This window comes from Haloarcula sp. DT43, from assembly GCF_037078405.1.
In the GTDB taxonomy this organism is placed as follows: domain Archaea; phylum Halobacteriota; class Halobacteria; order Halobacteriales; family Haloarculaceae; genus Haloarcula; species Haloarcula brevis.
In genome coordinates this window covers 354,217-379,673 of record NZ_JAYMGZ010000003.1, presented here as the reverse complement: position 1 = coordinate 379,673, position 25,457 = coordinate 354,217, and the positions used below count along the sequence as shown (strand labels likewise).

At 62.3% G+C, this 25,457-nt stretch carries 20 protein-coding genes; 10 read left to right on the top strand and 10 right to left on the bottom strand.

Annotation, left to right across the window (positions count from 1 at the left end):
* Positions 1-51: 51 nt before the first annotated feature.
* A complete protein-coding gene (locus VI123_RS13590) occupies positions 52-645 on the top strand; it encodes a hypothetical protein (RefSeq protein ID WP_336338602.1) in 594 nt (197 codons plus the stop codon).
* Positions 646-695: 50 nt separating this feature from the next.
* On the opposite strand, the gene VI123_RS13585 is transcribed toward VI123_RS13590, so the two are convergent.
* Entirely contained in the window at positions 696-2,456 is a 1,761-nt protein-coding gene (locus VI123_RS13585) for a BCCT family transporter (RefSeq protein ID WP_336338601.1), read from the bottom strand.
* Between the two features lie 382 nt (positions 2,457-2,838).
* Here VI123_RS13585 and VI123_RS13580 point away from each other — a divergent pair, with 382 nt between their 5' ends.
* Complete coding sequence (locus VI123_RS13580) at positions 2,839-3,000, top strand: hypothetical protein (protein WP_336338600.1); 162 nt, start codon at positions 2,839-2,841, stop codon at positions 2,998-3,000.
* A 6-nt stretch (positions 3,001-3,006) separates the two neighbouring features.
* On the opposite strand, the gene VI123_RS13575 is transcribed toward VI123_RS13580, so the two are convergent.
* The 7 genes from VI123_RS13575 to VI123_RS13545 form a co-directional block, all read right to left on the bottom strand.
* The gene (locus tag VI123_RS13575) at positions 3,007-3,450 is read right to left on the bottom strand and encodes a universal stress protein (RefSeq protein WP_336338599.1); all 444 of its coding nucleotides are present in this window, start codon (positions 3,448-3,450) and stop codon (positions 3,007-3,009) included.
* Positions 3,451-3,671: 221 nt separating this feature from the next.
* On the bottom strand, positions 3,672-4,115 hold the full coding sequence (locus VI123_RS13570) for a GlcG/HbpS family heme-binding protein (RefSeq protein WP_336338598.1): 444 nt from the start codon (positions 4,113-4,115) through the stop codon (positions 3,672-3,674).
* A 270-nt stretch (positions 4,116-4,385) separates the two neighbouring features.
* Positions 4,386-5,633: a threonine ammonia-lyase gene (gene ilvA, locus VI123_RS13565; RefSeq protein ID WP_336338597.1), complete on the bottom strand. Its 1,248-nt coding sequence runs from the start codon at positions 5,631-5,633 to the stop codon at positions 4,386-4,388.
* Positions 5,634-5,689: 56 nt separating this feature from the next.
* Entirely contained in the window at positions 5,690-8,242 is a 2,553-nt protein-coding gene (locus tag VI123_RS13560) for a GcvT family protein (RefSeq protein ID WP_336338596.1), read from the bottom strand.
* A 299-nt stretch (positions 8,243-8,541) separates the two neighbouring features.
* Complete coding sequence (locus VI123_RS13555) at positions 8,542-8,913, bottom strand: hypothetical protein (protein WP_336338595.1); 372 nt, start codon at positions 8,911-8,913, stop codon at positions 8,542-8,544.
* A gap of 5 nt (positions 8,914-8,918) precedes the next feature.
* Positions 8,919-10,058, bottom strand: a complete 1,140-nt coding sequence (locus VI123_RS13550) for an aromatic ring-hydroxylating oxygenase subunit alpha (protein ID WP_336338816.1) — start codon at positions 10,056-10,058, stop codon at positions 8,919-8,921.
* A 150-nt stretch (positions 10,059-10,208) separates the two neighbouring features.
* Positions 10,209-12,782 carry a GcvT family protein gene (locus tag VI123_RS13545; RefSeq protein WP_336338594.1) on the bottom strand — a complete coding sequence of 858 codons (2,574 nt, stop codon included), beginning with the start codon at positions 12,780-12,782 and terminating at the stop codon, positions 10,209-10,211.
* Positions 12,783-13,150: 368 nt separating this feature from the next.
* Between VI123_RS13545 and VI123_RS13540 the strand changes: the two genes are divergently transcribed.
* The 7 genes from VI123_RS13540 to VI123_RS13510 all read left to right on the top strand — a co-directional run bounded on the left by VI123_RS13540 (position 13,151) and on the right by VI123_RS13510 (position 21,352).
* Positions 13,151-14,107: a succinylglutamate desuccinylase/aspartoacylase family protein gene (locus VI123_RS13540; RefSeq protein WP_336338593.1), complete on the top strand. Its 957-nt coding sequence runs from the start codon at positions 13,151-13,153 to the stop codon at positions 14,105-14,107.
* Positions 14,108-14,246: 139 nt separating this feature from the next.
* Positions 14,247-15,428 (top strand): hypothetical protein, encoded by a 1,182-nt coding sequence (locus VI123_RS13535; RefSeq protein ID WP_336338592.1) that lies wholly within the window; start codon positions 14,247-14,249, stop codon positions 15,426-15,428.
* Between the two features lie 77 nt (positions 15,429-15,505).
* Positions 15,506-16,366 (top strand): methylenetetrahydrofolate reductase, encoded by an 861-nt coding sequence (locus tag VI123_RS13530; RefSeq protein WP_336338591.1) that lies wholly within the window; start codon positions 15,506-15,508, stop codon positions 16,364-16,366.
* A 108-nt stretch (positions 16,367-16,474) separates the two neighbouring features.
* On the top strand, positions 16,475-17,893 hold the full coding sequence (locus VI123_RS13525; RefSeq protein ID WP_336338590.1) for a branched-chain amino acid ABC transporter permease: 1,419 nt from the start codon (positions 16,475-16,477) through the stop codon (positions 17,891-17,893).
* A 3-nt stretch (positions 17,894-17,896) separates the two neighbouring features.
* Positions 17,897-19,678, top strand: coding sequence for an ABC transporter permease subunit (locus VI123_RS13520; protein WP_336338589.1), 1,782 nt, complete (start codon positions 17,897-17,899; stop codon positions 19,676-19,678).
* On the top strand, positions 19,675-20,643 hold the full coding sequence (locus VI123_RS13515) for an ABC transporter ATP-binding protein (RefSeq protein WP_336338588.1): 969 nt from the start codon (positions 19,675-19,677) through the stop codon (positions 20,641-20,643). The genes VI123_RS13520 and VI123_RS13515 overlap by 4 nt, the downstream gene beginning before the upstream one ends.
* 1 nt (position 20,644) lies before the next feature.
* Entirely contained in the window at positions 20,645-21,352 is a 708-nt protein-coding gene (locus tag VI123_RS13510) for an ABC transporter ATP-binding protein (protein WP_336338587.1), read from the top strand.
* Here the strand turns inward: VI123_RS13510 and VI123_RS13505 are convergent.
* Positions 21,349-22,551 (bottom strand): hypothetical protein, encoded by a 1,203-nt coding sequence (locus VI123_RS13505; RefSeq protein WP_336338586.1) that lies wholly within the window; start codon positions 22,549-22,551, stop codon positions 21,349-21,351. The genes VI123_RS13510 and VI123_RS13505 overlap by 4 nt on opposite strands.
* Positions 22,552-22,625: 74 nt before the next feature.
* Positions 22,626-23,888, bottom strand: coding sequence for an ABC transporter substrate-binding protein (locus VI123_RS13500; RefSeq protein ID WP_336338585.1), 1,263 nt, complete (start codon positions 23,886-23,888; stop codon positions 22,626-22,628).
* Positions 23,889-24,165: 277 nt separating this feature from the next.
* Between VI123_RS13500 and glyA the strand changes: the two genes are divergently transcribed.
* Positions 24,166-25,413 (top strand): serine hydroxymethyltransferase, encoded by a 1,248-nt coding sequence (gene glyA / locus VI123_RS13495; protein ID WP_336338584.1) that lies wholly within the window; start codon positions 24,166-24,168, stop codon positions 25,411-25,413.
* Positions 25,414-25,457 lie beyond the last annotated feature (44 nt).

The window sequence follows — 25,457 nt, the reverse complement described above, 5'->3', positions numbered from 1 at the left end:
GCCGCGGGATGCCGTCGATAGGTTTTCACGGCGACCCGTGGTACGTGCCGTATGAGCGTTGACGCAGTCGTGGGCGTGCTGGGTCCGGCCGCGATTGGAACCCCCGTCGTGGGACAGCTACGCCCCGGCGCGGTGGCCGACCTGTCCGGGCCGCTGCGCGGGGCTGTCTCGTTCGTACTCGTGTTCGTGACCGGCGCAGTGGTGCTCCGACAACGGCGGCGCGGCATCGGTGCGGCCCTCGACGCGATTGCCGAGCGGCCGGCGGTCGCCGTCCTCTACGGGGTCGCGGGGTACGTGATAGTCGGTATCGTCGGGCTCTACGGCGCGACGACGCTGGCCCGACTCAGCATCGCCGGCGGCGTCCTGGTCCGTCTCGTGGTCGTCGTCGGGAGCCTGTTCGTCCTGGCGCTGACGAGCTTCGGCTTCCTCGTCGCCGGCACGCTCCTCACCGAACTCTCGGGCGGCCGCCGGCCGTCGTACGGGCTCGTCGTCGGGGCGGCCCTCAGCGCGGTTCCATGGGCCCTGTTGTCGCCGGCCGGCAGTGTCGCGGTCAGTCTCGCGGTCGCCGCGTTCGGCATCGGCGGCTCCGTCCGGGTCTGGATACACTCCGAGCGAACGGTCGAGACGGAAGCGGACGCCGGCTGAGGCGACGACGCCGGCGCTGTCGGTCGGTGGAAAAGCGATAAAACGAGGGGTCAGTCGGTACCAGCCGGGGTGTCGTCGCTGGGGTCGGAGATGTCCGTCACCATCTGGTCGCCGGCGGTGACGACGTCCACGTCCTCCCGTTCGGAGAGGTCCTGAATCGTCTCCGCGAACTCCTCGGATTCCAGTATCTGGTACTCGTTGTCGAGCCCCAGATACACCGTGTAACACATCAGACACAGGATGAACGCGAACGGCAGTCCCGTGGTGATGGCAGCCGTCTGGAGCGCCGTCAGCCCGCCGCCGATGAGCAGGATGGACGCGACGAGGCCCTCGGTCAGGGCCCAGAATATCCGCTGGGTCCGCGGCACGTCGTGTTTCCCGCCCGAGGTCAGGTGGTCGATGACCAGCGACCCGGAGTCAGAGGACGTGACGAAGAACGTGACGACCAGCAGCGTCGCCAGCAGTCCGCTCACCACGCCCAGCGGGAACTGCTCCAGCAGGGCGAACATCGCGACGGTCTGGCCGACGTCGTTGTAGGTGGCGAGCGCCTGTCCGTTCCCAACGAGGGAGTTGAACAGCGCGCTGCCGCCGAACACCGACAGCCAGAGCGTCGAGAACAGCGACGGGAGGAACAGCACGCCCAGGACGAACTCACGGACGGACCGGCCCTTCGAAATTCGGGCGATGAACATCCCGACGAACGGAGACCACGCTATCCACCAGCCCCAGTAGAACACGGTCCAGGCGGTCGGGGTGCCGTTCGCGGCTTCGCCGAGCGTGCCGGTGAAGAACCCGAGCGCGAGGATGTTGCCGAAGTACGCGCCGAGCCCCTCGACCCAGGTGCCGAAGATATACACCGTCGGGCCGACGACGACGAGGAACCCGAGCAGTGCGAACATCAGGTAGAGGTTGAGGGTGCTCAGGCGCTTGACGCCGCCGTCGAGCCCCGCGGCGACGGACAGCGTCGCGATGAGCGTAATCCCGGCGATGAGCGCGACCTGTGGCCAGGTCCCCGTCGGGACGCTCACCGCACCGAGCATGTCCCCGCCCACGTAAGACAGACCCGTGTTGACCTGTGCGACGCCGAGCCCCAGCGAGGTGGACAGCCCGAACAGCGTCGCGAACACCGTCACGAGGTCGATGATGTGGCCCGGCCAGCCGTAAATCCGCTCGCCCAGCAGGGGCCAGAATATCGACCGGAAGGTGAGCGGGAGCCCGCGGTTGAACGAGAAGAAGGCCAGTCCCAGTCCCACGAGACCGTACACCGCCCACGGGTGAAAGCCCCAGTGGAAGAACGTCTGTGCGATTGCGGCGGATGCCGCCGCCCCGGTTCCGGCTTCAGCACCGAAGAAGCTCGGGGGGTTCTGGAAGTAGTACAGCGGTTCCGAGACGCTGAAGAACATGAGTCCGATACCCATCCCGGCGCTGAACAGCATCGCCATCCAGGAGAAGTCGCTGAACTCCTTCTCGGCCTCGACGCCGCCGATCTTTATTTTACCGTACTTGCTGAACGCGAAGTACAGTAACATGATGATAAACACGTTCACCGCCAGCAGGTAGAACCAGCCGAACGTTTCCCCGATGGTGTTGAACAGCCAGGTGTACGCCGAGGACGCGGTGTCGCCCAGCAGGATCGTCACAGCAATGAACAGCGCGATTATCGCCAGCGCCACCGGGAAGACCACCGGATGGACGTCGAAACCGGCCGCCTGGATGTTCGTGTCACCCGGCTCGCGGTCGGACTCCGGGTGGAACAATTCGACCTGCAGCCCGTCCGACATGCCGCCGCCCTTGTCATCACTGTCTGACATACGTTACCCCTCTCGAACGCGGTACTGAACTGTTGTGTCTCATTGTCGTGGTCGTGTCTGTCATGGTCCGTCGCCACCGGCGTGCCAGCGACAACCTGGCGTAGCGCGTCTCCAACGGTCGCATCCTGTCTGTCTCACTGTACGCTTCGGCGGGCACGGCGTGCCCACGGCGCTGTTGTCGACGTGAACTATATGCTACTCCGTCTCATGCATACCCAGTAATGCTACTCTATTAAAACTTCACCTTAGACCCCAATATATGACGGATTGAGGCCCTTTACCCGTTTTTCCCGGTCTATAGGTTCGAGAACTAATACGTTGAGGTTCCCCGGCCCCGCGGCGAGAGACGCGCCTTTATCCCGGACCCCCGTCTACGCCCGGTATGGGACGGCTACTGGCGACGGGCGCGGCCGCGGTAGCGGCGCTGCTGATGGGCGTCGGTCTGGTCGGGATGACGGTCGGCGACTTCCGGCTCGCGGGGTTCAGTTTCCTCAGCGCGAGCCTAGTCATTTACATCCGCGAGACCCGGCTGATAGACCAGTGACGCCGGTCAGATGTCGTTGACGCTCATCCGCTGGCTGATGACCGGCACGCTCGACGTCCGGACCACTTTGTCCGTGGTGCCGCCGAGCAGGTTCCCGAGTTTCCCGCGGAACGCCGAACCCAGGACGATGGCGTCCATGGCCTCGTCCTCGGCGAACTCCACGATCTCCTCGCTGGGCGCGCCGGTCCGGAAGTGGGTCTCGTAGGCGACCCCGTGGCCCTCGGCGAAGCGACCCAGTTCCGATAGAACCTCTTCCCCGTAGGTCCGATACTCCTCGCGGACTTCCTCCTCGTCATCTCTGAGCGCGAGTGCGCGCGGCGTCCCCGGCAGATCGATCACGTACAGCGCGTGGACTGTCGCGTCGAGCGCGGCCGCGAGTTCGATGCCGTGTTCTGCCCCTCTCCGGGCCTCGTCACTGCCGTCGTACGGGACGAGAATGTGGTCGTACATGTTGCCTGACTCACTTGCACTTCCACTACAATCCTGTTATAGGTTTCCCCCGTTCAGGATATCCGAGCGGGTCTCACGGTTGTTCGAGCGTATCGAGCTAGTCTCCTTGGTCGCATTTGTCAGCAAAAATTAGTGATCGCTGCTGTTAGTATCTCCGCGGAGGCGCGTCTGCCTCCACCGCTATCCGCTGGGATTTTTCCTATTCTAGCAGCACAATCCTCTCACTCGGCCATTTCTACCGCATCGTTTTCGAGGAGTTCACGCCACTTCGTGACGGCGGCCTCGGCTACGTCACGGTCTTGGGCCACCGCACCACCGGAAACACCGACCGAGCCAACGATACGGTCGTCTTTCTCCAGTGGGTACCCACCGCCGAACACGACCATCCGACCCTCGTCGCGCGTGTCGAGGCCGTACAGAGAGTTGCCAGGCTCTGACGGTTCCGCGAGGTCGTGTGTCGGCGTGTCGAGTGCAGCCGACGTATACGCCTTGTTCCGCGAGATATTGACGGACGCCAACCAGGCTCCATCCATCCGGTGCTGAGCGATCAGGTTCCCCTCGCTATTGGCGACCGTGATGACCATCGGATTGTCGATCTCGTTAGCGCGTTCTTCAGCTGCCTCAATGAGTCGCTTTGCTGTCTCCAGACTAATGGCTGCCACCATGTGTTGTTTGAAACACATTTGACCCCTATTAAGCTGGTGTTTCGCACTATCATGATGCTCGGATACGGAGTGACACATCGTCGATACCACCGTGGTTCTCGGTGCTTATTTCAAATCGGCACAGGGTGCGTCTCACCGACGTGGGCTCGGGTGCTGATACGGAAAACACGGTAATTAGACCGCCGTCAAAGTCGGGAAATCGGTTTATTTGGGACGATACACAAGATGGCACCCCCGATCTGAGCGGTGCTCTGGCAAACGTACTAGCGGTTAGGTTTTCCGTGCGACGTTGTCGACGGGGTAGCCCGCGTCGCGTATCGCCGTGATGATGGTCTGTGCGTGCTCGGCACCGCTCGTCTCGACGTTGAACACGAGGTAGGCCTCCCCGATTTCGAGATTATCGACTGAGCGCTCGTGGCGGACGTCGTGGATGTTGGCACCCTGGTCGGCGATAACACCGGAGATCTCCTCCATCACGCCGGGCTGGTCGTCGATGCGAACCCGGAGCTGGAGGAGTTGCTGGCGCTCGGTCAGCGCGTGGATGAGGACCTCACGCATCTGTGTCATGTCGAGGTTGCCGCCACAGAGCAGCGGCATAACCGTCTCGCCCGACACGTCGAGGCCGTCGCTCAGTATGGCAGCCACAGAGGCGGCTCCGGCACCTTCCACGACCTGTTTGGCCCGTTCCATCAACAGGAGAATCGCCCGTGCGATGTCCGTGTCCGAGACGGTCACGACCTCGTCGACGTTCGCCTCGATGATGTTGAGTGTCGTCTCCGAGATACCGCCGGTCGCAATACCGTCGGCGATGGTGTCGACCTCGTCGAGGACGACCGGCATCCCCTTGTCGAGGCTTTCGTGGACTGTCTCCGCGCCGGTCGCCTGAACGCCCACGACGCGGGTCTCCGGAGAGAGGTGTTTGATTGCTGTCGAGATGCCGCTGATGAGACCACCGCCACCGATGGGAACGACGACCGTGTCTACATCGGGGCAGTCGTGGTACATCTCCGTGCCGAGGGTTCCCTGGCCTGCGATGATGTCCAGGTCGTCGTAGGCATGGACGAACTCGGCGTCGGTCTCCTCGACGGCAGCCTGGGCGTGTGACATCGTCTCTTGGAAGTCGTTGCCGACCAACTCGACGGTCCCGCCGTAGCCTCTGGTGGCGTCTATCTTCGCCTGTGGTGCGTCCTCCGGCATGAAAATGGTCGACTCCGCACCGCAGTTCGTCGCGGCGAGGGCGACACCCTGGGCGTGGTTGCCAGCGCTGGCGGCGACGAACTCGTCCACGCCGTCGGCGACATCCTGTGAGATTTTGTTGTACGCGCCCCGTGTCTTGAACGACCCCGTCCACTGGAGGTGTTCCATCTTCAGGTACACCTCGGCGTCGACGAATTCCCCGAGTGACGTACTCCGTTCGACCGGCGTCTGCTTGACGACCGTATCGTCGTCTAAGCGTTCGCGGGCTCGTTCGATATCTGCGTACGTGACTGGTAGCGTCTCCGATTCGGATTGTGTCATGTGTTCGTGTCGTGGCGGGTCTTATCCCGATGTCGTCGGTTCAGTGCGCTGGCTCATCACTTGAGGATTCGGTTCCGGCCAGGGTCAAACAGCGGTTCGTCACGCACCGTCGCATCGTAGGTCTCGCCCTCGCACTGTATCTGAACCGACGTTCCGGCTTCGGTGTATTCGGATGGGACATACGTGTACGCAATCGATTCGCCGATGCTGTAGCCGTAGTTCCCGGCCTGCACGTAGCCGATTGCCTCTCCATCTTTCAGCACCGGGCGGCCACTGAGCATGATGTCGGTCGAGTCATCAAGCGTGAGCGGCGTGATCTTGCTGTCGATACCCTCGTCGCGTGCGGTCTCCAGCGCTTCCTTGCCGATGAATTCGGTATCCATGTCGACAGCGAAAGGCAGTCCGGCCTCGAAGGGGTTCGAGTCCGTATCGATGTCCGTCCCCCAGAGCCGAAAGCCCTTCTCTAGTCGCATGGAACTGAGCGCGCCGCCGCCCATCGGTCGGACGCCGAGGTCCTGTCCGGCCTCCCACAGCGTCTCCCAGAGGCGCTGGCCGTACTCCGTCGGGGCCCACAGTTCCCAGCCGAGTTCGCCGACGTACGAGACCCGCAGCGCGATGACCGGCACGTCGCCGACATATATCTGCTTGGCACGGAAGTACGGGAAGCCATCGTTTGTCACGTCCTCGTCAGTACACCGCTGGAGGAGGAGCCGCGCGTTCGGCCCCCAGAGGCCGATTGTGGACTTCGCACCCTCCTCGACGTGGACTGACACCGTCGCAGGAGCCTCCTCTTCGAGGTGCCCGCCGTGGATACCGGGGGAGTTCCCGCCGCCGGTCGTCACCATGAACTCCTCGTCATCGAGTTTGACGACGGTGATATCTGCGAGGATGCCGCCGCCTTCGTTCAGCAGCAGCGAGTAGCGGACCTGTCCGACATCGAGGTCCATGTCGTTGCTACAGACCCGCTGGAGGAACGCCTGGCTCCCCTCGCCTTCGACCATGATCGAACTGAAGGTCGTCATGTCGAACATCGACACCTTCTCGCGGGTGTGGAGGTGTTCGGCGGCCTCGATTTTCGAGCGATTGACGCCCTGCCAGCCGTCCTGGTCGGGGATCTGGTCCTCGTAGCGCTCGACCAGGTCGCTGTTGGACTCGTACCACTGTGGCGTCTCCCAGCCGCCGCTCTGGTAGAACTCCGCGCCGAGTTCCTTCTGCTGGTGGTAGAACGGACTCGTCCGGAGCCCCCGGTGGTCGTCGGGCTGCCACCGTGGCTCGACGATGCTGTAGACCTGTTCGTACCGTTTGGCCCCACGGTCGACAAAGTACTCTTTCTCGCCCGCGTGGGGTTCGAACCGCCGGACGTGGATGCCGCCGGTGTCGACCGGTCCGGACGGCAGTCGGGGCGTGCCGTTCTCCATCCACTCCGCGAGGATGCGACCGTAGCCGCCAGAGTGGGTCCACCAGATGGCCAGCCCGGTCCAGAGCCCGTCGACCTGCGCCGTCTCGCCGACGGCCGGCATGCCGTCAGGCGTGAACACGAAGATGCCGTTCTCGGTTGCTTCGTACTCTACGTCCTGGGTCGCCGGTAGTAGTTCGTCGAAGGCCTGCTTGGCCGACTTGTCCCGTCCGCGGTGGGTCGGCGTCTCCCAGTGTTCCTTCGTGAACCCCCTGACCGAAGCCTGGTGTTCCTCGGTGTTTTTCCCCATCGCCTCGGGGTCGACCGAGAGCGTCTCGTGGTTGTACGACCCCAGTCCGAGCGCGTCGCCGTGGGTCCGGAAGTACAGCGAGTGGTCCTGGTCGCGGCCGACGGGCTGGTGTGGCCCCTCGCTCATGTACTCCGCGATAGAGCGATCTCCGGGCACGTCCAGCCCGGTCGTGTTGTCGCCGACCGAGGTCTCGGCGTCGGCGAGTTCGTCCATCGGTTCGGTGACGACGTACTGGTGTTCGACCGGTGCAATCGGCAGGTCCAGTCCGGCTAGCTGGCCAGTCTGGTAGCCCCAGTTGTTCGTTGCGATGACCGCTCGCTCGCAGTCGATGCGGCCCTGGTCGGTCTCGACAGCGTTGATTTCCCCGCCCGACACGTCTAGATCGGTGACCTCCGTGTCTCCATAGAACGACGCCGACGAGTTCTCCATGTACCACTGAAGGGCGCCGATACCGTCGACACGTCCGTCGGTCGGTGAGTAGTAACCGCCGAGGATTTCCTCTTCATTGACCAGCGGGAGATGCTCGGTCACTTCCTCCGGCGAGAGTAGTTGCGGTTCTGGCAAGCCATAGGAAGTGGCCCACTCGACGCGCCGCCGGAGGAAGTCCATCCGGTCCTCGCTGCGGGCGATTTCGATGCCACCGACCTCGTCGTACACGCCAGCATCAGAAAGCAATCGGCTGGTGTAGTGGGCGGCCTTCGTCTGAATCTTTGATGGCGACGTCTGGAACATGATGCCGGGGGCGTGGACGGACGAGCCGCCCGTTACCGGGAGTGGTCCCTGGTCAATGACGGCGACATCCTCCGCGCCAAGCTCCGTCAGGTGGTATGCGACACTACACCCGACGGCACCAGCACCGATAATAACGGTATCCGCCCGAGATGGGGGAGTCTCTGTGCTCATGTATCTCATTCGGGACTGCTTCTGTCACAGGTATAAAAACATCGGTGGCCCGAGTATTTGTTTTGAGGATTCCGATAGTAGAGAGGCTCTGTGGCACATATTTACTTGAATGAGGAGTCGGACGACGACTCGGCGCTCAGATTGCGCCGAACCTCAGCATTCTACCCAGCTTACAGTTTCTGGCAGCCCACTGAAGCGACTGGCCGCTGCGAACAACCGTGACTGCTGCTGTGAGTGAGTGAGCGAATAGAGTGGTTCACGGCAAGTAATAGCCGACCAGCGTGACGGTTGGCGACCCGTCAGACCGGCCGGAGGTGATCGGCGCGTGGTTCCCAGAGGGAGCCGCTCATTCGGAGTTCGTACACTTCGGCTAACGTGTCTCCGACGGTCCAGCCCTGTTTACTCATCGCGGCGGCGAGAATACCAAGCGGGACGCCGTTCTCGAAGTAGTCGTCTAACTCACGGAGGACGGCGTCGATACTGTCTGAGTCTGGGGCCGCAGTGACGGCCGGATGCTCCGCGAACACCCATTCGAGATCCGTGTCTAGCAGTTCCTGCTGGCGTCGATAGAACCCAATCACCTCGTTCGCTGTCGACGCCTCCACGCGGGCCCCTGTCTCGGTCGAGCGAGCGACGAAGGACACGTCCTCTTGCGGGTCTGTCCGTGACACCGAATTCAAGATTCGTAGGCCTCCTGTGCGAGTCGATGCAGTTTGTGGACGGTGTGTTCGTTCGGCCCCAGTTGTGCCTGGGCGAGCGCCCCGGACTGTAACCCCTCGTACTGGCGTTCGACGAGTTCGAAGTCCTCTTCCTGTAGCTGCCGGCTCGTCCGGACGAATTCCTGTTCTGCGTCAGTCATCTCCGCAGAACTGAAGTAGTAGTCCGCGATCAACTGGAACCGCCCCTCATCGATTGGGTCGATGATGTACGTACCGTACCCGTCAGCAGTCCCGTACATATTCACCGTGAAGTTCGGCCAGAAGTAGTAGAACTTCGCCTCCTTTTCCTCGTGGATGCGTAGTTCGTCGTCGACATCCTCGTCGTGGGTGTAGTGGAGAATCCAGTGGTAGTCGTTGACTTCGAGGTTTGACTCGTCGAGTTCGATGTCGGTTATCCAGTCTTGGTGGTTCGCGTGACAGTGGTCACACTCGGAGTAGTTGCCCGCGAAGGTCTTCCAGTTGCAGTCGACTTCCGACACGTATCGCGCTGCGTGTTCGTACTCCTCGAGAGGCATGTCTTCCAGTTCCGTTTTCAGCGACCCCGCCTGCTCAGCCAGTGGCATCGGGTCGTCGGCGAAGTTGAGGAAGACAAACGGTCCGATCCGGTCAGTCTGGACCTCGTTGAGTCCGTTTTCGCTGGCATCCAAACTGCAGACCTCGTCGTCATCCAGGTCCGGGTTGAGCCCCGCCTCCTCGAAGCTCTTTGGCGTGCTTTCCAGGTCGCCGTCCAGATCATACGACCACATGTGATACGGACAGCGGATACGACCCATGTTTCCGGGGTTGGTCATGGGCGTATCTTCGACCATCTTCGAGCCACGGTGTGCGCAGACGTTAAAGAATGCGCGAATGTCGTCGTCGTGGTCGCGGACGATGATCACCTGCTTGTCGCCGATAGTTCGCGTGAAGTACGCTCCGGGCTCGGAGATAGCGTTGGCGTGTCCGGCGTAGACCCAGTACTGGCCGAATACTTTCTCCTTTTCGAGCTCGTGAACCGCAGGGTCTGTGAAATATTTGGCAGGCAAAGCGTTCTTTTCGTCGGTTATATCTGGGCTTACTGCAGTAACTTCATCGCTAGACGCGTTCCACCTTGTCATACGTGTGATTTTCCGCTCGTAGACTACATCACCGTTGGCCACGGATAGTACACCCGTTTAAACGACAGCGAACGGAACTGGCTGCCCGCGCCGAGCGCGGCCGCACTGTCCGCTAGAAAAGCGCCGAGGGCAACGGTCGAGTGGCCGAAGTCAGGAGACCAGCGGTTCCTCGCGGACCGTTGCGTCGTAGCGCTCCCCTTCGTAGAGGATTTCGACGCTAGTGCCGGGTTCGGCGTACTCCGGCGGGAGGTACGTGTAAGCGACACACGCACCTTCGGTGTAGCCGTACTCGGCGCTGTGGAGGTAGCCGATGGTCTCATCGCCGTCGAGGACCGGCTTGTTGTCGAGCACGACGGCGTCCTCGTCGTCGAGCGTCAGGCACGCGACTTTGTGGTCGATGTTGTCGCCGTCGGCGGCCGCCGCGACTGCCTCTTTCCCTATGAAGTCGGTTTCGAGGTCAACAGCCCAGCCGAGGCCGGCCTCGTAGGGGTTGTGCTCCGTGTGGAGGTCCTTGCCCCAGAGCCGGAACCCTTTCTCGATACGGAGCGAGTCGAGCGCGCCGTTGCCGTACGGGCGGATACCGTACTCCTCGCCGGCCTCCATGATGTGCTCCCAGAGGCGCTCGCCGTACTCCGAGGGCGTATAGAACTCCCAGCCGAGTTCGCCCGCATAGGAGACACGGAGCGCAGTGACTGGAATGTTCTTCACGAAGAACTGCTGGCTCGTGAAGAACGGGAAGGCGTCGTCCGAGAGGTCGACGTCAGTGAGCTTCGACAGAACCTTCCGAGCGTTCGGGCCCGTACAGACCATCGCCGCGAGGCTGGAGGTCACGTCGTTGACGACCACGTCGTCGGGGGACTGCTCGCGCACCCACGCGACGTGGTTGTTCCCGACCTCCCGGCCCGTCGTCAGCAGGAGGTAACGGTCCTCATCAGTCCGCGTGACCGTGATGTCGGCCCGGACGCCGCCGCCTTCGTTGCACATCAGCGTGTACTTCACGTCGCCCACGTCGATGTCCATGTCGTTCGTACAGAGGTACTGGACGAACTCGCCGGCGTCGCTTCCGATGACCTCCATCTTGTTGAAGGAGGTCATGTCGTGAAGCCCGACGTTCTCGCGGACGTTCAGCGCCTCCGCGCCCTCGATTGGCGACCAGTACTTCGCTTCCCAGCCCTCTCGGTCCGGAATCTGGTCGCCGAACTCCGCCAGCAGGTCGGCGTTGGAGTCGAACCAGTGTGGTTCCTCCCAGCCGGCCTCGGCCCACAGTTCGGCGTCGTACTTCTTGTGGGTGTGGTACATCGGGGTCCGGCGGATGTCCCGCTGTTTGTCGGTCCAGACCCACTTGGGATGCATGATGTTGTAGACGATGCGGTACTCCTCGCCGCCGATGTCCCGGGCGAAGTCCCAACTGCCCTCGTGCTCGTCGAAGCGGTTCACATCGCAGTGTGCGAGGTCGATAGGCCCGTCAGGGAGCCGCGGAACGCCGTTTTCCATCCACTCGGCGAGGGCCTTCCCGGCACCACCGGCGTGGGTGACCCAGATGGCCGCCGCCGTCCAGAGGCCGTCGTACTCCTGGACCGGCCCCATCACGGGGAGCCCGTTCGGTGATTCCGCGAACATGCCGTTGTACTTGTGTTCGAGTTCCTTGCCGGCCGTCGCGGGGAGCAGTTCGTCGCTGGCCTGACGCGGGGCTTTGTCCGGCCGATCCGGATGGGTCGCGTTGTCCATGTGGTAGTCGGTGAACTCGTGGACGGACCCCTGCTCGCCGTCGGGGTCGTTGCCGCCGAGGTCCTGCGGGTCGGGCACAATCGGCTCGTGGTTGTACGAGCCGATGCCGTAGGCGTCCCCATGGTTCCGGTAGTACATGGCGTTGTCCTGGTCGCGGAGAATCGGCCGGTCCGGACCCACGAGGAGCCGCTTGGCCTTCTCGCCGGAGACGTTCTCGTAGTTCTCGAACAGCGGGTGGTCGGTGATGTCGACCGCGCTATCGGCCAGTTCGTCGAGCGGTTCCGTCATCGTGTACTGATGCTCGACTGGCGTGACCGGCAGGTGCACGTCCAGTTTCTCACCGAGCTGTCGGGCCCAGATGTTCGTCGCGACGACGACCTCGTTACACTCGATGGTGCCGTTCTCGGTGACGACGGCCTGTACGTCGCCGTCCTCCGCTTCCACGTCCTCGGTGCGCGTGTGCGGGACGAACTTCGCGCCTCTGTCCATCGCTTCTCTGGCCAGTGCGTCACAGGCGACGACGCCAGATACCTGCCCGTCCGTCGGGGAGTAGTAGCCGCCCTCGATCTGGTCGGCGTCGACAAGCGGGAGATGCTCGGTGACTTCCTCCGGCGAGAGCAACTGCGGGTCCTCGATGCCCCACGCCTCGGCGTACTCGACGCGCCGCTGGAGGAAGTCCATGCGCTCCTCGCTGCGTGCGACTTCGATACCGCCCGTTTCGCTGTACGCCTGGCGACCGTCCGCGCCTTCGAGGTCAGAGTACAGCCGGCGGCTGTAGTCCGCAAATTGGCTGAGTACCTTCGGTTCGGCGGTCTGAAACATGATACCGGGGGCGTGCGTCGACGACCCGCCCGTGGTTGGCATCGGTCCCTGGTCGACCACGACGACGTCTTCCCGGCCAAGCTCCGTCAATTGGTAAGCAACGTTGCAGCCGACGATTCCAGCGCCGACGATGACAGTGTCGGCCTGAGTCGGCAGGCTATCGGTAGGCTCCATAACTCTGGGTAGACCGTACGATGGCGTGGCAATATAGTTACCGCCTGCCCGGGTTCTTTTGCAATATATTGTAGGAGTGTCAGGTAGTGTTTCAGGATAACAGGAGTACCATTGTTAATAAATCTGGATTCCCTACGGTGATTATCGCCGCTATTCAGAGATTTCGAGTGAGTTCAAACAGTCCGATTGTACTGTCAAGTAATGTGTTACCATCCCTGTGTGATATTTCCAACAGGATGATTTCAGATCAGCGATGATCGCCGTATCGGCCAGTGGCTCTGTTCTGAGAGGAATCACAGCCCCACTCCGTGTTATCCAGCGACGCTCCAACTCCCAGCGTTTTTGTCTTCGCGTCGCCGGGGTTTGATATGGACTACAGGGCCGTCACGCACACGACGACTGACCGACAGCTCGGACGATTGCCGTCGGGGCGAGACGTGTCTGTGACTGTCCACCGATACGACGGCGGCTCCGGACCGACCGTGTATATTCAGGCGGCCCAACACGGCATCGAACTCAACGGTCCAGCCGCGTTACGTCGACTACATGACCGCCTGACTGACGCGGCCATCGCCGGGACAGTGCTCGTCGTTCCGGTAGTGAATCAGCTCGCGTTCGATCACCGGTCCTACATGACTCCGGGCGAGTACGACGTGATGAACCCGAACCTGAACCGCGTGTGGCCAGGCGACGTGAATGGCAGTCTACAGGAACAGTTCGCCGCTCGCCTGTGGGAACTCGTAAAAGACGCCGACGCGGCGGTCGACCTCCACACCGGCACAGCAGATATGCTGGAACACGTCCGATGCCGGGCAGACGACCCAGCCGCCGAGGGCCTCGCCGAAGCGTTCGGCACTGCATACAGGCTCACCGACGCACCCAAGGATACGGACGACGACGGGTCCGGCAGGACATTCCGGGCTGCGGCTGCGGCAGCCGGGATTCCGGTTATCACCGCAGAACTATCGAACAGTCGCCGAATTGCAGAGGACGCGGTTGCGGCTGGTGTCGACGGGATACACAATCTCCTGCGCGAACAGGCACTCCTCCCGGAAGAGCCAGAATCAAAGGCTGCACAGACGGTACTCCGAAACGATGCGGAGCCAGTCACCGCGTCGGAATCGGGGCTGTTCGAATGTCAGCCGGACATCGCCGTCGGCGACACCGTTGCCGCTGGTGAGCGACTGGGGACAGTCTACGAACCCGCCTCGTTCGAGCAACAACAGGTTGTCTCAGCGACAGAACGAGGAGTGATATTCTCGCTCGCTAGGGAGTCTGTCGTCGTGCAGGGAGAGCGGCTCGCGGGTATCGCGAGACCGCGATGACCTGCACGAGTCCGGTAGTCGTCGATACGTTCTGTTTCAGCCGTGTTTTGGGGACCGTCATTTAGGGGGGGGGTTTATAAATGGGTTCGCTATTCCACACCTATCTCTACACCATAACGTGTCATAGTCAATCAATAACATGGGACTTCACGACGCGTTCACGGCACTCGCGGAGGTCATCGATGCGTACGAATCCCGCGGCCGGTCCATCAAGACCGTCGAAGCATCGCCGGCCGATACCGGTGCTGCAGTCCTCGATGTGACGGTGGCGATGCCGGTCTCACTGCGGTCCGGCGGCGGCGCTGATGGAAATCTCACGCCGGAGACGGCACGGCTGACGGAGAGTGGGGATCTCGAAGTCACATTCTCACCGTCAGCCACCACCCTTCCGTCAACTACCGGTGCCTCACTCTCGGTTGGTGACGCCTCGGTGACGGTCGCCGATGACGGCTTGCTCCTGACGGTGGACCTGACAATCGACGCCACAGTTGCATCAGATGAGACAGCTAGCGCCGACTGTGAGCCAGAGAGGGCTGGCTCTAGCGACACAGCGACAGTCAGCGCAGTGAGTCCGGCTGATACTGACGGTGGTGCATCGCTAGACGGGTCGGCTGTGCCGGATTCGGAGCGTGTCGGTGACGAAGACGACGGGGCACAGAAAACCCCACAGTCAGACGGTGCGGCATCGACAGAGATACAGTCGGGTCGCGAGACCGACTTTGAATCCGATCCATTCGCCGCCGTCCGCGACGACTCCGTGCCGCCGTATGAGGACACCGACTACCTGCAAGCACTGTACGACGAGTGCGACAACTTCAGAGAAATCGCCGAGCAGATACAGATGGACGTCTCCTCCGAGACGGTCCGACGGTACATGATAGAAGCGGATATCCACACCCCGAACAGGTACAACACCTCCAGTGACAACAGCGAGGCGAGGGAGTGCGACGACGACGCGAACCAGACTGAAGCCGGCGACGAGGACAGCCAAGCTAGCGCGGCAGAACCTACCGCACCAGACTCAGCAGGCCCCACCAGCGAATCGGTCGGGGAACTCCCCGACGAGCAACTGGTCACTGACGGGCTCGGACTGCCGGCCGACGTCCACCTGCGCGATGTCGCGGACGCCGTGGCCGATGCGGACACGGTATACGAAGTCCAGCGCTGTCTGAATCTCGAACGGGGCCAGACCCGGAACCTGCTCGAGGAACTCAATCTGTTGGACCTCGTCCTGTGCAGGCTCACGGACGAACCGAACCACACCGTCACCTTCGAGCGGGTGGCCAGTCGAATCCGACAGTGTACGCCTCATAGCGCGTGACAGTGGGGTCACTTATAAACGGGTTCGATGCCCCACCCACAAAGCGAAGTACGGGTATGCCTAATTCCAGCTAAATCATGGCCCTCGGAACGCGTGCTGTCTCAGACAGTCAGGGTGTCCAGACGCTACTGACGAGCGCTCGGTTCGAACTGATGCCGTTCGAGAGCTTCGACGAGGAGATCACCCACCTCCCCGACGACGCGACCATCGCAATCACGACATCGCCACAGCTCGGCATCGAGAAGACCGTCGAAAAGACGGAAGAAGCCGCCGAGATGGGGTTCGATGTCGTGCCACATATTGCGGCCCGGTACATCGAGGACAGGGAGCAACTCAAAGCAATCGCTGAGCGTCTGGAGCAGGCAGGCATTACGGACATCTTCGTCCCGGGTGGTGACCGCGAGGAACCGGCTGGCGAGTATGGGTCGGCACTGGACCTGCTCGAAGTGCTCGCAGAGACAGAGTACTCTTTCGAAGAAGTCGGCATCACGGGCTACCCCGAGGGTCACGATTTCATCGATGACGAGACGCTGGCGGAGTCGATGGCACAGAAAGCACCGTACGCGACATACATCGTCACCCAGCTCTGTTACGACCCGGACACCGTGCTAGAGTGGGTCGAAGACATCCGCGCCCGCGGTATCGAACTCCCGGTAGAAGTCGGTATCCCGGGGGTGATGAACTACCAGCGCCTGATGCAAATCTCTCAAAAGGTCGGCGTCGGTGATTCGATTAAATTCCTCCGGAAGACGACCGGCATTCTTGGGTTTGTCAAGCAACTGGTCGGCTCTCGCGGGACGTACAAACCCGACGAACTCATCGACGGCCTCGCCCCCCACGTCGGAGACGACGAGTACAACATCCGCGGCGTCCACATATACACCTTCAATCAGACGCCCGACACGGAGCAGTGGCGGCACAACCGACTGGACAGATAGTCGACAGCGACCCAGCGACGTTCGCGGCAAATCCGTCGCGGTCACTGGTCAGCGGCACAATTACCTGATGGAAAAACAATATTTATTTGGGAGATACATGTCCTCCGTATGGCCCCGTCTGCCGGACTGTTGAACGCAATTCTGACTGGGTTGGTCACGGGTAGTATTATCTCACTGGGTGCAATCGGGCTGTCGCTCGTCTACGACATCGCCGAGGTTCCGAACTTCGCACACGGGGACCTTCTGACACTGGGTGCTTATGCCGCGCTTCTTGTGAACAAGCCACAGTCCGTCCCGCTGTTCGACGTGTTCGCCACGGGACCGCGTGCGGTCGGTCTCACGGGAGCCGGGCTGTTGTTCGCCGTCTCGGCCGCGGGGATTCTCGGGTCGGTGTACCATCTCGGTGGCGTCGACGCGATACGCGGGGGGTGGTGGGCAATTGACGTATCACCGACAGTAGGGACCGCAACGCACGTTGGCCTCGCAGTGATTGTCGGCGCGCTCATTGTGGCCGGTCTCCCGTCCTATCCCGCCGCACTCCTGTTCGCCGTCGTTGTTCTCGGTGCCGTGGTACCGCTGACCGAATCGTTCGTGTTCCGCAAATTCCGGGAGAAAGACGTCGAACTAGCGATGATGCTCATCGTCTCCCTCGCGATGGCATTTATTATCCGGTTCAGTATCCAGACTGTCTTCGGCGGCGACATTCGGTTCTACGAGGTGGACACGACGATTCAGGCGGCCGGGTCGAGCGTCAACTTCACGTTCGCGAAGTTGATCGACCTTCTGGTGTCGAGCAATGGCGTCGTTGTCAACGTTCTCGACACGCGCGGCGCAGAGAACCTCCAGCTGTTCACCCTGGGCTATGGGTGGCTGGAAGTGATTGGTATCCTGGGCGTTGCCGCCGTGGTCGCAGGTGCGGGGTACCGACGCCGACGTGACACTGCAGGTGTGGTCGGTCCGCGCCTGGCTGCTGGACTCGGTGGGGTCGCCGTCCTGCTGGTCGGCGGCGCACTGTTCGCCGGTGGCGGGACGGTCCCGTCGGACACACTGTACGAGACGCGCCTGCGAACGTCGCCGCTCAGGCTGGGGATCATCCTCATCGCGGCCGGCCTCATGGGATTCCTCCACTACCTGCTACAGGCGACGACGCTCGGGAAGGCGATGCGGGCGACCAGCGACAACCGGGAACTGGCGATGATTCGCGGCATAAACACGCGCCGTGTGATGATGGTCGTCTGGATACTCGCGGGGATGTTCGCCGCGGTCGCCGGTGTGTTGCTTGGCTTCCTGTTCAGCAACATCACGATCAACCTCGGCTTCTTCCTCTTGCTCCCGATGTTCGCTGGCGTCATTCTCGGCGGGATATCAGTGTATGGGGCTATCCTCGGGAGTTACGTCGTCGGGCTTGCGATGGAAGTCGGTATCTTCGCTATCCCGGGTCTGAGTGCCACATACCGAGTCCCTGTCGCGTTCGTCGTCTTACTGCTCGTCTTGCTCATCAAGCCCGAAGGAATAGTGGGGGACTGACAGATGGCAGTATCAGACGTCGTCATCTCGTTTATGGTGCTGGTCGCAATCTACGGCATCCTCTCGTACGGGCTGACCCTGAAGTATGGCCACACCGGGCTGTTGGACTTCGGTCATGTGGGATTCTTCCTCGTGGGCGCGTACACGTCGGTCCTGTTCGTTCTCCCACCGGACGACCCGGGGGACTTCACCGCCTACGTCGTCGGACTCGGCGACATCCCCATTGTCGGAACGTGGATCGTCGGCATCGCGGTCGCAACGCTGCTGTCGGGAATAATCGGTGGGCTGGTCGCGCTGCCGACCATCCGCCTGCGGGAGGACTACCTCGCGATCACGGTTCTGGGCGTGTCCGTCATCTTCCAGCGGTTCATTCAGGCCGAGACGTGGTTCGCAAACGGCCCCGACGCGCTGCGCGGATACAGCCCACCGTTACAAAGCAGCTTCCCGCTGTTGCTGGAAGGGCAGGTTAGCGTGCCGTTCCTCGGCGTGTCGCTGCCGGCCACACCGGTTCTGTTCGGCGTTATCACAGCCGTCGTCTGGGGTGTCGCCCTGGCAGTGCTCGCTGGGGAGTGCGATTACAGCTCCCCGCTACCAGTGTCGACGCTGTACCTCGCGGGCTCGTTCGGACTCTCGACACTCAGTCGCTCTGACGGCCCGCTAGCGACTCCCATTCAGGTTGCCGCCGGCGGCGGCGTCATCGCCGCCGTCCTCATGGCGGTGTTGCTAGCTGTCGCAGACCGCATCCTGCTGGTCGGCGTGTTTGTCTCCGCGTTCACCTGGCTCGTGCTTACTGTGGTTCTGGTTCGACAGTTCGGACGACTCACGCGTCGTGAGTGGCTGAGTGGTATCGCCCTCGGGACTGGATTCCTCGTCGCCTTGCTGCCGGTCCCCTACGCCGATGCCGTGGCAGTCAAGATCGCCGGGGGCCTGCTCCTGCTCGGACTCGTCGTCGGCGGGTTCTACCGTGCCGTTCAGTCGCGGGACTGGTTCGCCGCGGCGAAAGTCCAGATAGTCGGCGTCGCGGCGCTGTGGTTTGTCGCTCTCTGGTACTTCGTCATTCCGCTAGTCGGACCCCTCAGTAGCGGGCAACTCGGGCCGGCGCTCAAAGCGTTGCTACAGAACCTCGTGTGGATACTGGCTTTCGGCGGGGATGTCGGCGTGGACTACATCGCGGCTGTTGTCGGGAATCTGACTGTGCAGGTCGACTACCAGCGCTTCCTGTTGGCCGGTTTTGTCCTGTTCCTGATCGGGGCCTACTACGTGCTGGAACTAACCGCCCGGTCGCCGTTCGGCCGCGTGCTTCGGGCAGTCCGGAACGACGAAGACGTGGTGCGCTCGCTGGGCAAGGACCCCTTCGTGTACAAGATACAGAGCATGGTCATCGGCTCGGCGCTGGCCGGTTTCGCGGGGGCGCTGTGGGCGATGTACACTCAGGGGCTCACCTTCGTCACGTTTGCGCCGCGGGTGACGTTCATCGCCCTGCTCATCGTCTTCATCGGCGGGCCCAGCAACAACAAGGGGACGGTCCTCGGGGCCGCCGTGTTCTGGGCCTTCCAGCAGGCGACGACCCAAATCGCGTCGTTTTTCCCACCAGCACTGCGCGTCAACGTGGTCGCCTTCCGTCTCGTCGTCATGGGGATTCTGTTCCTCATCGTGCTGTATTATTTGCCGGACGGACTGCTGGGGAAAGCGAACTACAGCACGCCTGTAGGGGCCAACGAATCCCAGGCCCCACAGCGGGAAGGCGACGTGGCCGCCCGTGCCGACGGAGGTGACGACGAATGAGCGCACTTCTCGAAGTAGAGGACCTCCGGAAGACCTTCGGTGGCATCGTTGCCGTCGACGGTGCCACCTTCGACATCGAGGAAGGCTCGATAACGGGGCTTATCGGGCCTAACGGCGCCGGCAAGACAACGACGTTTAATCTCATCAGCGGGTTTTACAAGCCCGACAGCGGGACCGTTCGTTACGACGGGCGGTCGCTACAGGATCTGATGACGGCAAGCAGCGACGAACAGCTCATCTGGGGGGGTGCGTCAGGACTCACCTTCGGGAGCATCGGTGCTGTCGCGGCCTTCGGGGCCGCCGGGCTCGGCACCGCGGCCAGTCTGGGCGCTGGCGCGCTTGGTGCGGGCCTCGGCGCCGGCGTCTACCTCGGACAGGAGCAATTCAAAGCCACATATGAAGGCCACAAATTCAGTCGGCCGTTCATGCTGGCTCGAGAGGGACTGGCCCGGACATTCCAGATTACGCGGGAGCTGAGCGATATGACCGCCCGGGAGAACCTGATGCTCGCCCCCCAGCAACAGGCCGGGGAGAACCTCGCCAACGCGTGGTTCCGCCGTGACGCCGTCGCCGAGGAAGAGAGGGAACTGTACGAGCGGGCGACGGAGATGCTGGAACTGCTCGAAATCGACCACGTCGCCGAAGAACTGGCCGGCAATCTCTCGGGCGGCCAGCGGAAACTGTTGGAACTGGGCCGGGTGCTGATGCTCGACCCGAAACTCGTCCTCCTCGACGAACCGGTCGCGGGCGTCAATCCGGCGCTGACCGAGAAGCTGACCGACCGCATCAGAGCGTTGCGGGACGAGGGATACACCTTCTGTATCGTCGAACACGACATGGAAGTCATCATGGATCTCTGTGATACAATCATCGTCATGAACGAGGGCAAGAAACTGGTCGCAGGCGAACCGGCTACGATTCGGGACGACCAGCGTGTCATCGACGCCTACCTGGGGGTGGACTGAGATGGCACTGCTCGAAGCACGGGGCGTTGTCTCCGGATACGGTGACGCGGAAATTCTCCACGGCGTCGACATAGATGTCGGTGCGGAGGAGATCGTCACTATCATCGGTCCGAACGGGGCAGGGAAGTCGACGCTGATGAAGGCTATCTACGGCCTCATCGACTGCTGGGCAGGGCGAGTCACGTTCGACGGAACCGACATTACCGACCTCCGGGCCGACGAGGTGACCGAACAGGGGCTGTGTTACGTCCCCCAGCGGGAGAACGTCTTCCCGACACTCACCGTCCGGGAGAACCTCGAAATGGGGGCGTACATCGACGCGGACGTGAGTGAAGCTGACTTCCAGGACGCCTTCGAGCGGTTCCCGGTTCTCCGTGAGCGACAGAACCAGAAGGCCGGAACCATGTCCGGGGGACAACAGCAGATGCTCGCCCTGTCCTCGGCGCTGATGCTCGACCCAGAACTGCTCCTCGTCGACGAGCCCTCGGCCGGTCTGGCTCCGGACCTTGTAGACGACATGTTTGACCGCCTCGTTCGAATCCGTGACGAAACCGAGACGGCGATTCTCATGGTCGAACAGAACGCGCGTCAAGCGCTGTCAGTCTCGGACAGAGGCTACGTACTGGATATGGGAGAGAACGAGTTCGCCGGGAGCGGACAGGACCTGCTCGACAGCGACGAGGTCGGTGAGCTGTATCTCGGCGGTTAAGTGCTCGTTCTGAGCACTGCGTCCGGGAGCAGTTCCCGCCGGCCGAGTGGGTCATCAGGGAGCGCCCGTTGTTCCAGAGGCCCGTCATCGCGCGCCCACAGCAGTCTTGTTGTCTCGCTTCGGTCCCGATATGCAGCCATCCTCAGCGGCGAGACCCGACCCACGTCCAGCGTCCGTTCGTCTAGCGTTATCCGTTCGAGCGAAGCTAGCGGTTCCGCAGCCGGCTCCCCCTCGAAAACCGGGAACAGGTGTGCGCCAGCGCCGGCAGGTTCAGTCCCGACGGCGAGTGCTGTTGCGCCCACGGAGCGGAGATGGGATACCAGGTCCGGGAGCGAACGCTCGACGCCCGCAAGTGCCGTTCCGAGTCTGTCAGCTCCGTCCGCGACTGCAACCGACGTGTCCGCTGTCTCAGCTGACACGACGAGGTGAGAGTCCGCGTGGATGGGACCGACCTCCTCGCTGACGGTAAAATCATATGTGCGGTCGTCCACTCGTAACATCGTGGCGTCAGCGACCGCGTCGGGTTTCGGACCCTCCGCCGGCACCCCGACGACCACGTGCAGTTTGGCATCCCAGTCGGGGTAGACGGTGTCGACCGCTACATAGTCGGCGTCCCGTTCGGTCAGGTAGGCCTCGACGAACGCTTCGATGGTGACCGCTGAAACGGACTCGTCCAGCAGTCGGGCGAGGCAGTCACTGAACGTTTCGTTCGGTTGCCGGTGTCGCTGGAGCCGCTCGGCGACCGGTGCATCGACCCAGAGCAGCGCGGGGGTATCATACACGTCATCCGGATACGGCGGTGGCCCGGTCCGCTTGACCGTCGCCTCGGCACGCTCGACCTTCGTCTCGGCCCGGTCGTAATACTCCGTCACGATGGTCCGCGAGAGCGGGTCGCCCTCCGTCGCACGGCCAATGGCCCAGATGTACAGTCCAATCGCCTCATAGGAGAGCGGGTCGGTGCCGTCGTGAGCGAGAGTCCGGAGTACCCACGTCTGGGCCTCTCGCTGTGAGAGGGTCGTCTCAGCGACGATTTCATCGACGTAGTCGCCGTAGAGTTCACGGACCGTGTAGCAAATCTCCTCGATCTGGTCGCGGGTGACGCCATCGGGGAGCGGATCTATGGCCGTGAAATCGACCGCTCCGCCGATGACGTTCAGCTTGGTCGCCGGCTGCCACTCCGGTTCGATATCGACGCTCATACCGGTAGTATAGCTGTCGGCGAAATAAAGCCACACGCCGCCCCAGTAGCGGGCGACGGGGCGAGCGCGGCCGGCTACATCTTGCCCTCGAAGTAGCTCAGGGGAACTTCCTCGATGACTTCGGCCTCACCGCTTGTCACTTCGAGGATGCGGTAGGGAACGACCGGCTCGAGGTTTTCGTTGAGGTCAACCGAGCCGGAGGCCCCGTCGTAGTTGACGCTCTCGCCGTTTGCGAGGGCCTCCTTGCCGGCCCCGAACTCATCGACTCCGACCGTCGTCCCGTCGCCCCGGGAGACACTGCGGATGTTCTCCGCGATACCCGTTCCGCTGGCTTCCCCGGCCTGCTGTATCGCCAGCGCCTCCAGGTAGGTCGCGTCGTAGGCGTGGGGTGCGAACTGTGTGACTGCGCTCTCACCACCCATATTGCTGATAAACGTCTCACTGTTGGCAGTCTGTGGGGACGTGATATACATGCCCTCGACGATGTCGGAGAGATCCGACAGGAGTTGCGGTGCGAGGATAGCCTCGGCGGCGACCCACTGTCCGCCGTAGCCGCCCTGGCTCCACTGGTTCAGTATCGTCCGACCGTTCCCCGGGTACATCACCGCTCCCACGGCGTCGGGGTCGCCCTCGAATACTGAATCCAGCGTCGACGTGTAGTCGTTCGTCTGCTGGGAGTAGCCGACCATGCTCAGTGTCTCACCCTCGAAGTTCTCGCTGGCCTGCTCAGCGAGCCCCTGCCCATAGGGATTGTCGACGTAGAGGAACGCTGCCGTCTCGGCTTCGACGCGCTGGTTCAGTATCCGCCCCATCACGAGCGCTTGCTGGACATCGTTCGGTGCGGTCCGGCCGTAGTATTTCACGCCGTTGTCTTCGTTGACGCCCGCAGTTGCGAGTGCCGGGGACGTGTTCCCGTTGCTCACTTCCATCACCCGGTTGTCGCGAGCGACCGGCGCGAGCGTGGTCCCGATACCACTTGAGTACGGGCCCACGAGTCCAACGATGCCTTCTTCGTTTATCATCGTCCGGAACTTCTGGGCCGCCCGAGAGGGGTTCCCTTCCGTGTCGCGGTTGATAGTTTCGACCTCACGGTCCAGCGGACCACCTGCCTCGTTGATTTCCTCGGCGGCTAAATTGGCTGCCTCCTGATGGCCACCGCCGTATGCGCTGTTGGTGCCCGTGACAGGGAACAGCGTCCCGATTGTAATCGATTCACCGCCACCACTGTCACCATCGCCGCTCTCCGTGTTGGTCGACTCGTCACCGGCTTCCGTGGTCGTTGCCTCTCCGTCACCACCGCCATCGTCTGACTGCTGAGCGCACCCAGCTAGCGACACGACACCGGCTGTACTTCCGACTCCGAGCCGTTTCAGAAGGTCACGTCTGGTCTGTTCAGACATGTTCATTGGAATGTATGAACAATTCACATATGAATCTATGTTGAGATGCAATATTGGCCTCACGACAGCGGCGGGTGGAGCCAGTTGTGCTAGTCCTGTCCCCTCCAGTCGCCACCAGAGACCGTAGCTGCGTACCAGTCACCACAATCAGCCACTGTTCTGATAGGTTGCGTCGGTACGCAGATTATTACGTTACCAGGCCGTTGAACGCAGTATGACGTACGAGACTGTTCGTGAAGCGGACCCAGCGGTAGCTGACGCGCTCGACGGCGAGCGCCAGCGGCAAAACGACACACTGGCGATGATTGCCAGCGAGAACCACGTCAGCGAGGCTGTGATGGAGGCCCAGAGCTCCGAGCTGACGAACAACTACGCGGAAGGGTATCCCGGCGAGCGGTACTACGGCGGCTGTGCGTACGCCGACGATGTCGAGGACCTCGCCATCGACCGCGCGACAGAGCTGTGGGGCGCGGACCACGTCAACGTCCAGCCACACTCGGGCTCGCAAGCGAACATGGGCGTGTATCTCGCCGCACTCGAACCCGGCGACAAAATCCTCTCGCTTGACCTGACACACGGCGGCCACCTCTCGCACGGCCACCCGGCGAACTTCGCCGGTCAGGTGTACGAGGTCGAACAGTACAAGGTCGACGAGGATACCGGGTACATCGACTACGAGGGACTCCGTGAGTCAGCCGAATCCTTCGACCCGGACATCATCGTCTCGGGGTATTCGGCATATCCCAGGGAGGTCGACTTCGAACGGATTCAGGAAGCCGCCGACGCAGTCGACGCCTACCACCTCGCGGACATCGCCCACATCACCGGGCTGGTCGCCGCTGGCGTCCACGAGTCGCCTGTCGGCATCGCCGATTTTGTCACCGGCTCGACGCACAAGACCATCCGTGCCGGGCGCGGTGGCATCATCATGTGCGATGAGGAGTACGCTGACGGCATCGACGCTGCCGTCTTCCCCGGCGCCCAGGGCGGGCCCGCGATGCACAACGTCGCCGGCAAGGCCGTCGGCTTCGGCGAGGCACTAACCCCGGAGTTCGAGCAGTATGCACAGCAGACCGTCGACAACGCAATCGCACTCGGTGAACGACTGGAGGAGCACGGCCTCTCGCTGGTCTCCGGCGGCACGGACAACCACCTCGTGCTCATCGATCTCCGACCGTCGCACCCAGATACGACCGGAAAGGAGGTCGAGGAAGCATTGGAGGAAGCCGGTATCGTCCTCAACGCCAACACCGTCCCGGGCGAGACCCGCTCGGCGTTCAACCCCTCGGGCATCCGTGCGGGGACACCGGCACTGACGACGCGCGGGTTCGGCGAAGACGCCTGTCGAGAAGTCGCGGATCTCATTTGTGAGGTCATCGACGCACCACACGACGACGAGGTCGTCGCGGAGGTCAGCGACCGCGTGGACGAACTGACCGACGAGTACACGCTGTACGAGTAGGACCGAACGAGGCGGGCAGATCGGTAGAACCGTGGTGTGGTCCC

Excerpts from the sequence above, each read along its gene's own strand:
- VI123_RS13535 (WP_336338592.1), top strand. The coding sequence starts at position 14,247 with ATGGGACTTCACGACGCGTTCACGGCACTCGCGGAGGTCATCGATGCG.
- VI123_RS13515 (WP_336338588.1), top strand. The coding sequence starts at position 19,675 with ATGAGCGCACTTCTCGAAGTAGAGGACCTCCGGAAGACCTTCGGTGGC.
- VI123_RS13585 (WP_336338601.1), bottom strand. The coding sequence starts at position 2,456 with ATGTCAGACAGTGATGACAAGGGCGGCGGCATGTCGGACGGGCTGCAG.
- VI123_RS13505 (WP_336338586.1), bottom strand. The coding sequence starts at position 22,551 with ATGAGCGTCGATATCGAACCGGAGTGGCAGCCGGCGACCAAGCTGAAC.
- VI123_RS13575 (WP_336338599.1), bottom strand. The coding sequence starts at position 3,450 with ATGTACGACCACATTCTCGTCCCGTACGACGGCAGTGACGAGGCCCGG.
- VI123_RS13570 (WP_336338598.1), bottom strand. The coding sequence starts at position 4,115 with ATGGTGGCAGCCATTAGTCTGGAGACAGCAAAGCGACTCATTGAGGCA.
- ilvA (WP_336338597.1), bottom strand. The coding sequence starts at position 5,633 with ATGACACAATCCGAATCGGAGACGCTACCAGTCACGTACGCAGATATC.
- VI123_RS13580 (WP_336338600.1), top strand. The coding sequence starts at position 2,839 with ATGGGACGGCTACTGGCGACGGGCGCGGCCGCGGTAGCGGCGCTGCTG.
- VI123_RS13520 (WP_336338589.1), top strand. The coding sequence starts at position 17,897 with ATGGCAGTATCAGACGTCGTCATCTCGTTTATGGTGCTGGTCGCAATC.
- VI123_RS13540 (WP_336338593.1), top strand. The coding sequence starts at position 13,151 with ATGGACTACAGGGCCGTCACGCACACGACGACTGACCGACAGCTCGGA.
- VI123_RS13530 (WP_336338591.1), top strand. The coding sequence starts at position 15,506 with ATGGCCCTCGGAACGCGTGCTGTCTCAGACAGTCAGGGTGTCCAGACG.
- VI123_RS13510 (WP_336338587.1), top strand. The coding sequence starts at position 20,645 with ATGGCACTGCTCGAAGCACGGGGCGTTGTCTCCGGATACGGTGACGCG.
- VI123_RS13560 (WP_336338596.1), bottom strand. The coding sequence starts at position 8,242 with ATGAGCACAGAGACTCCCCCATCTCGGGCGGATACCGTTATTATCGGT.
- VI123_RS13545 (WP_336338594.1), bottom strand. The coding sequence starts at position 12,782 with ATGGAGCCTACCGATAGCCTGCCGACTCAGGCCGACACTGTCATCGTC.
- VI123_RS13590 (WP_336338602.1), top strand. The coding sequence starts at position 52 with ATGAGCGTTGACGCAGTCGTGGGCGTGCTGGGTCCGGCCGCGATTGGA.
- VI123_RS13550 (WP_336338816.1), bottom strand. The coding sequence starts at position 10,058 with ATGACAAGGTGGAACGCGTCTAGCGATGAAGTTACTGCAGTAAGCCCA.
- glyA (WP_336338584.1), top strand. The coding sequence starts at position 24,166 with ATGACGTACGAGACTGTTCGTGAAGCGGACCCAGCGGTAGCTGACGCG.
- VI123_RS13525 (WP_336338590.1), top strand. The coding sequence starts at position 16,475 with ATGGCCCCGTCTGCCGGACTGTTGAACGCAATTCTGACTGGGTTGGTC.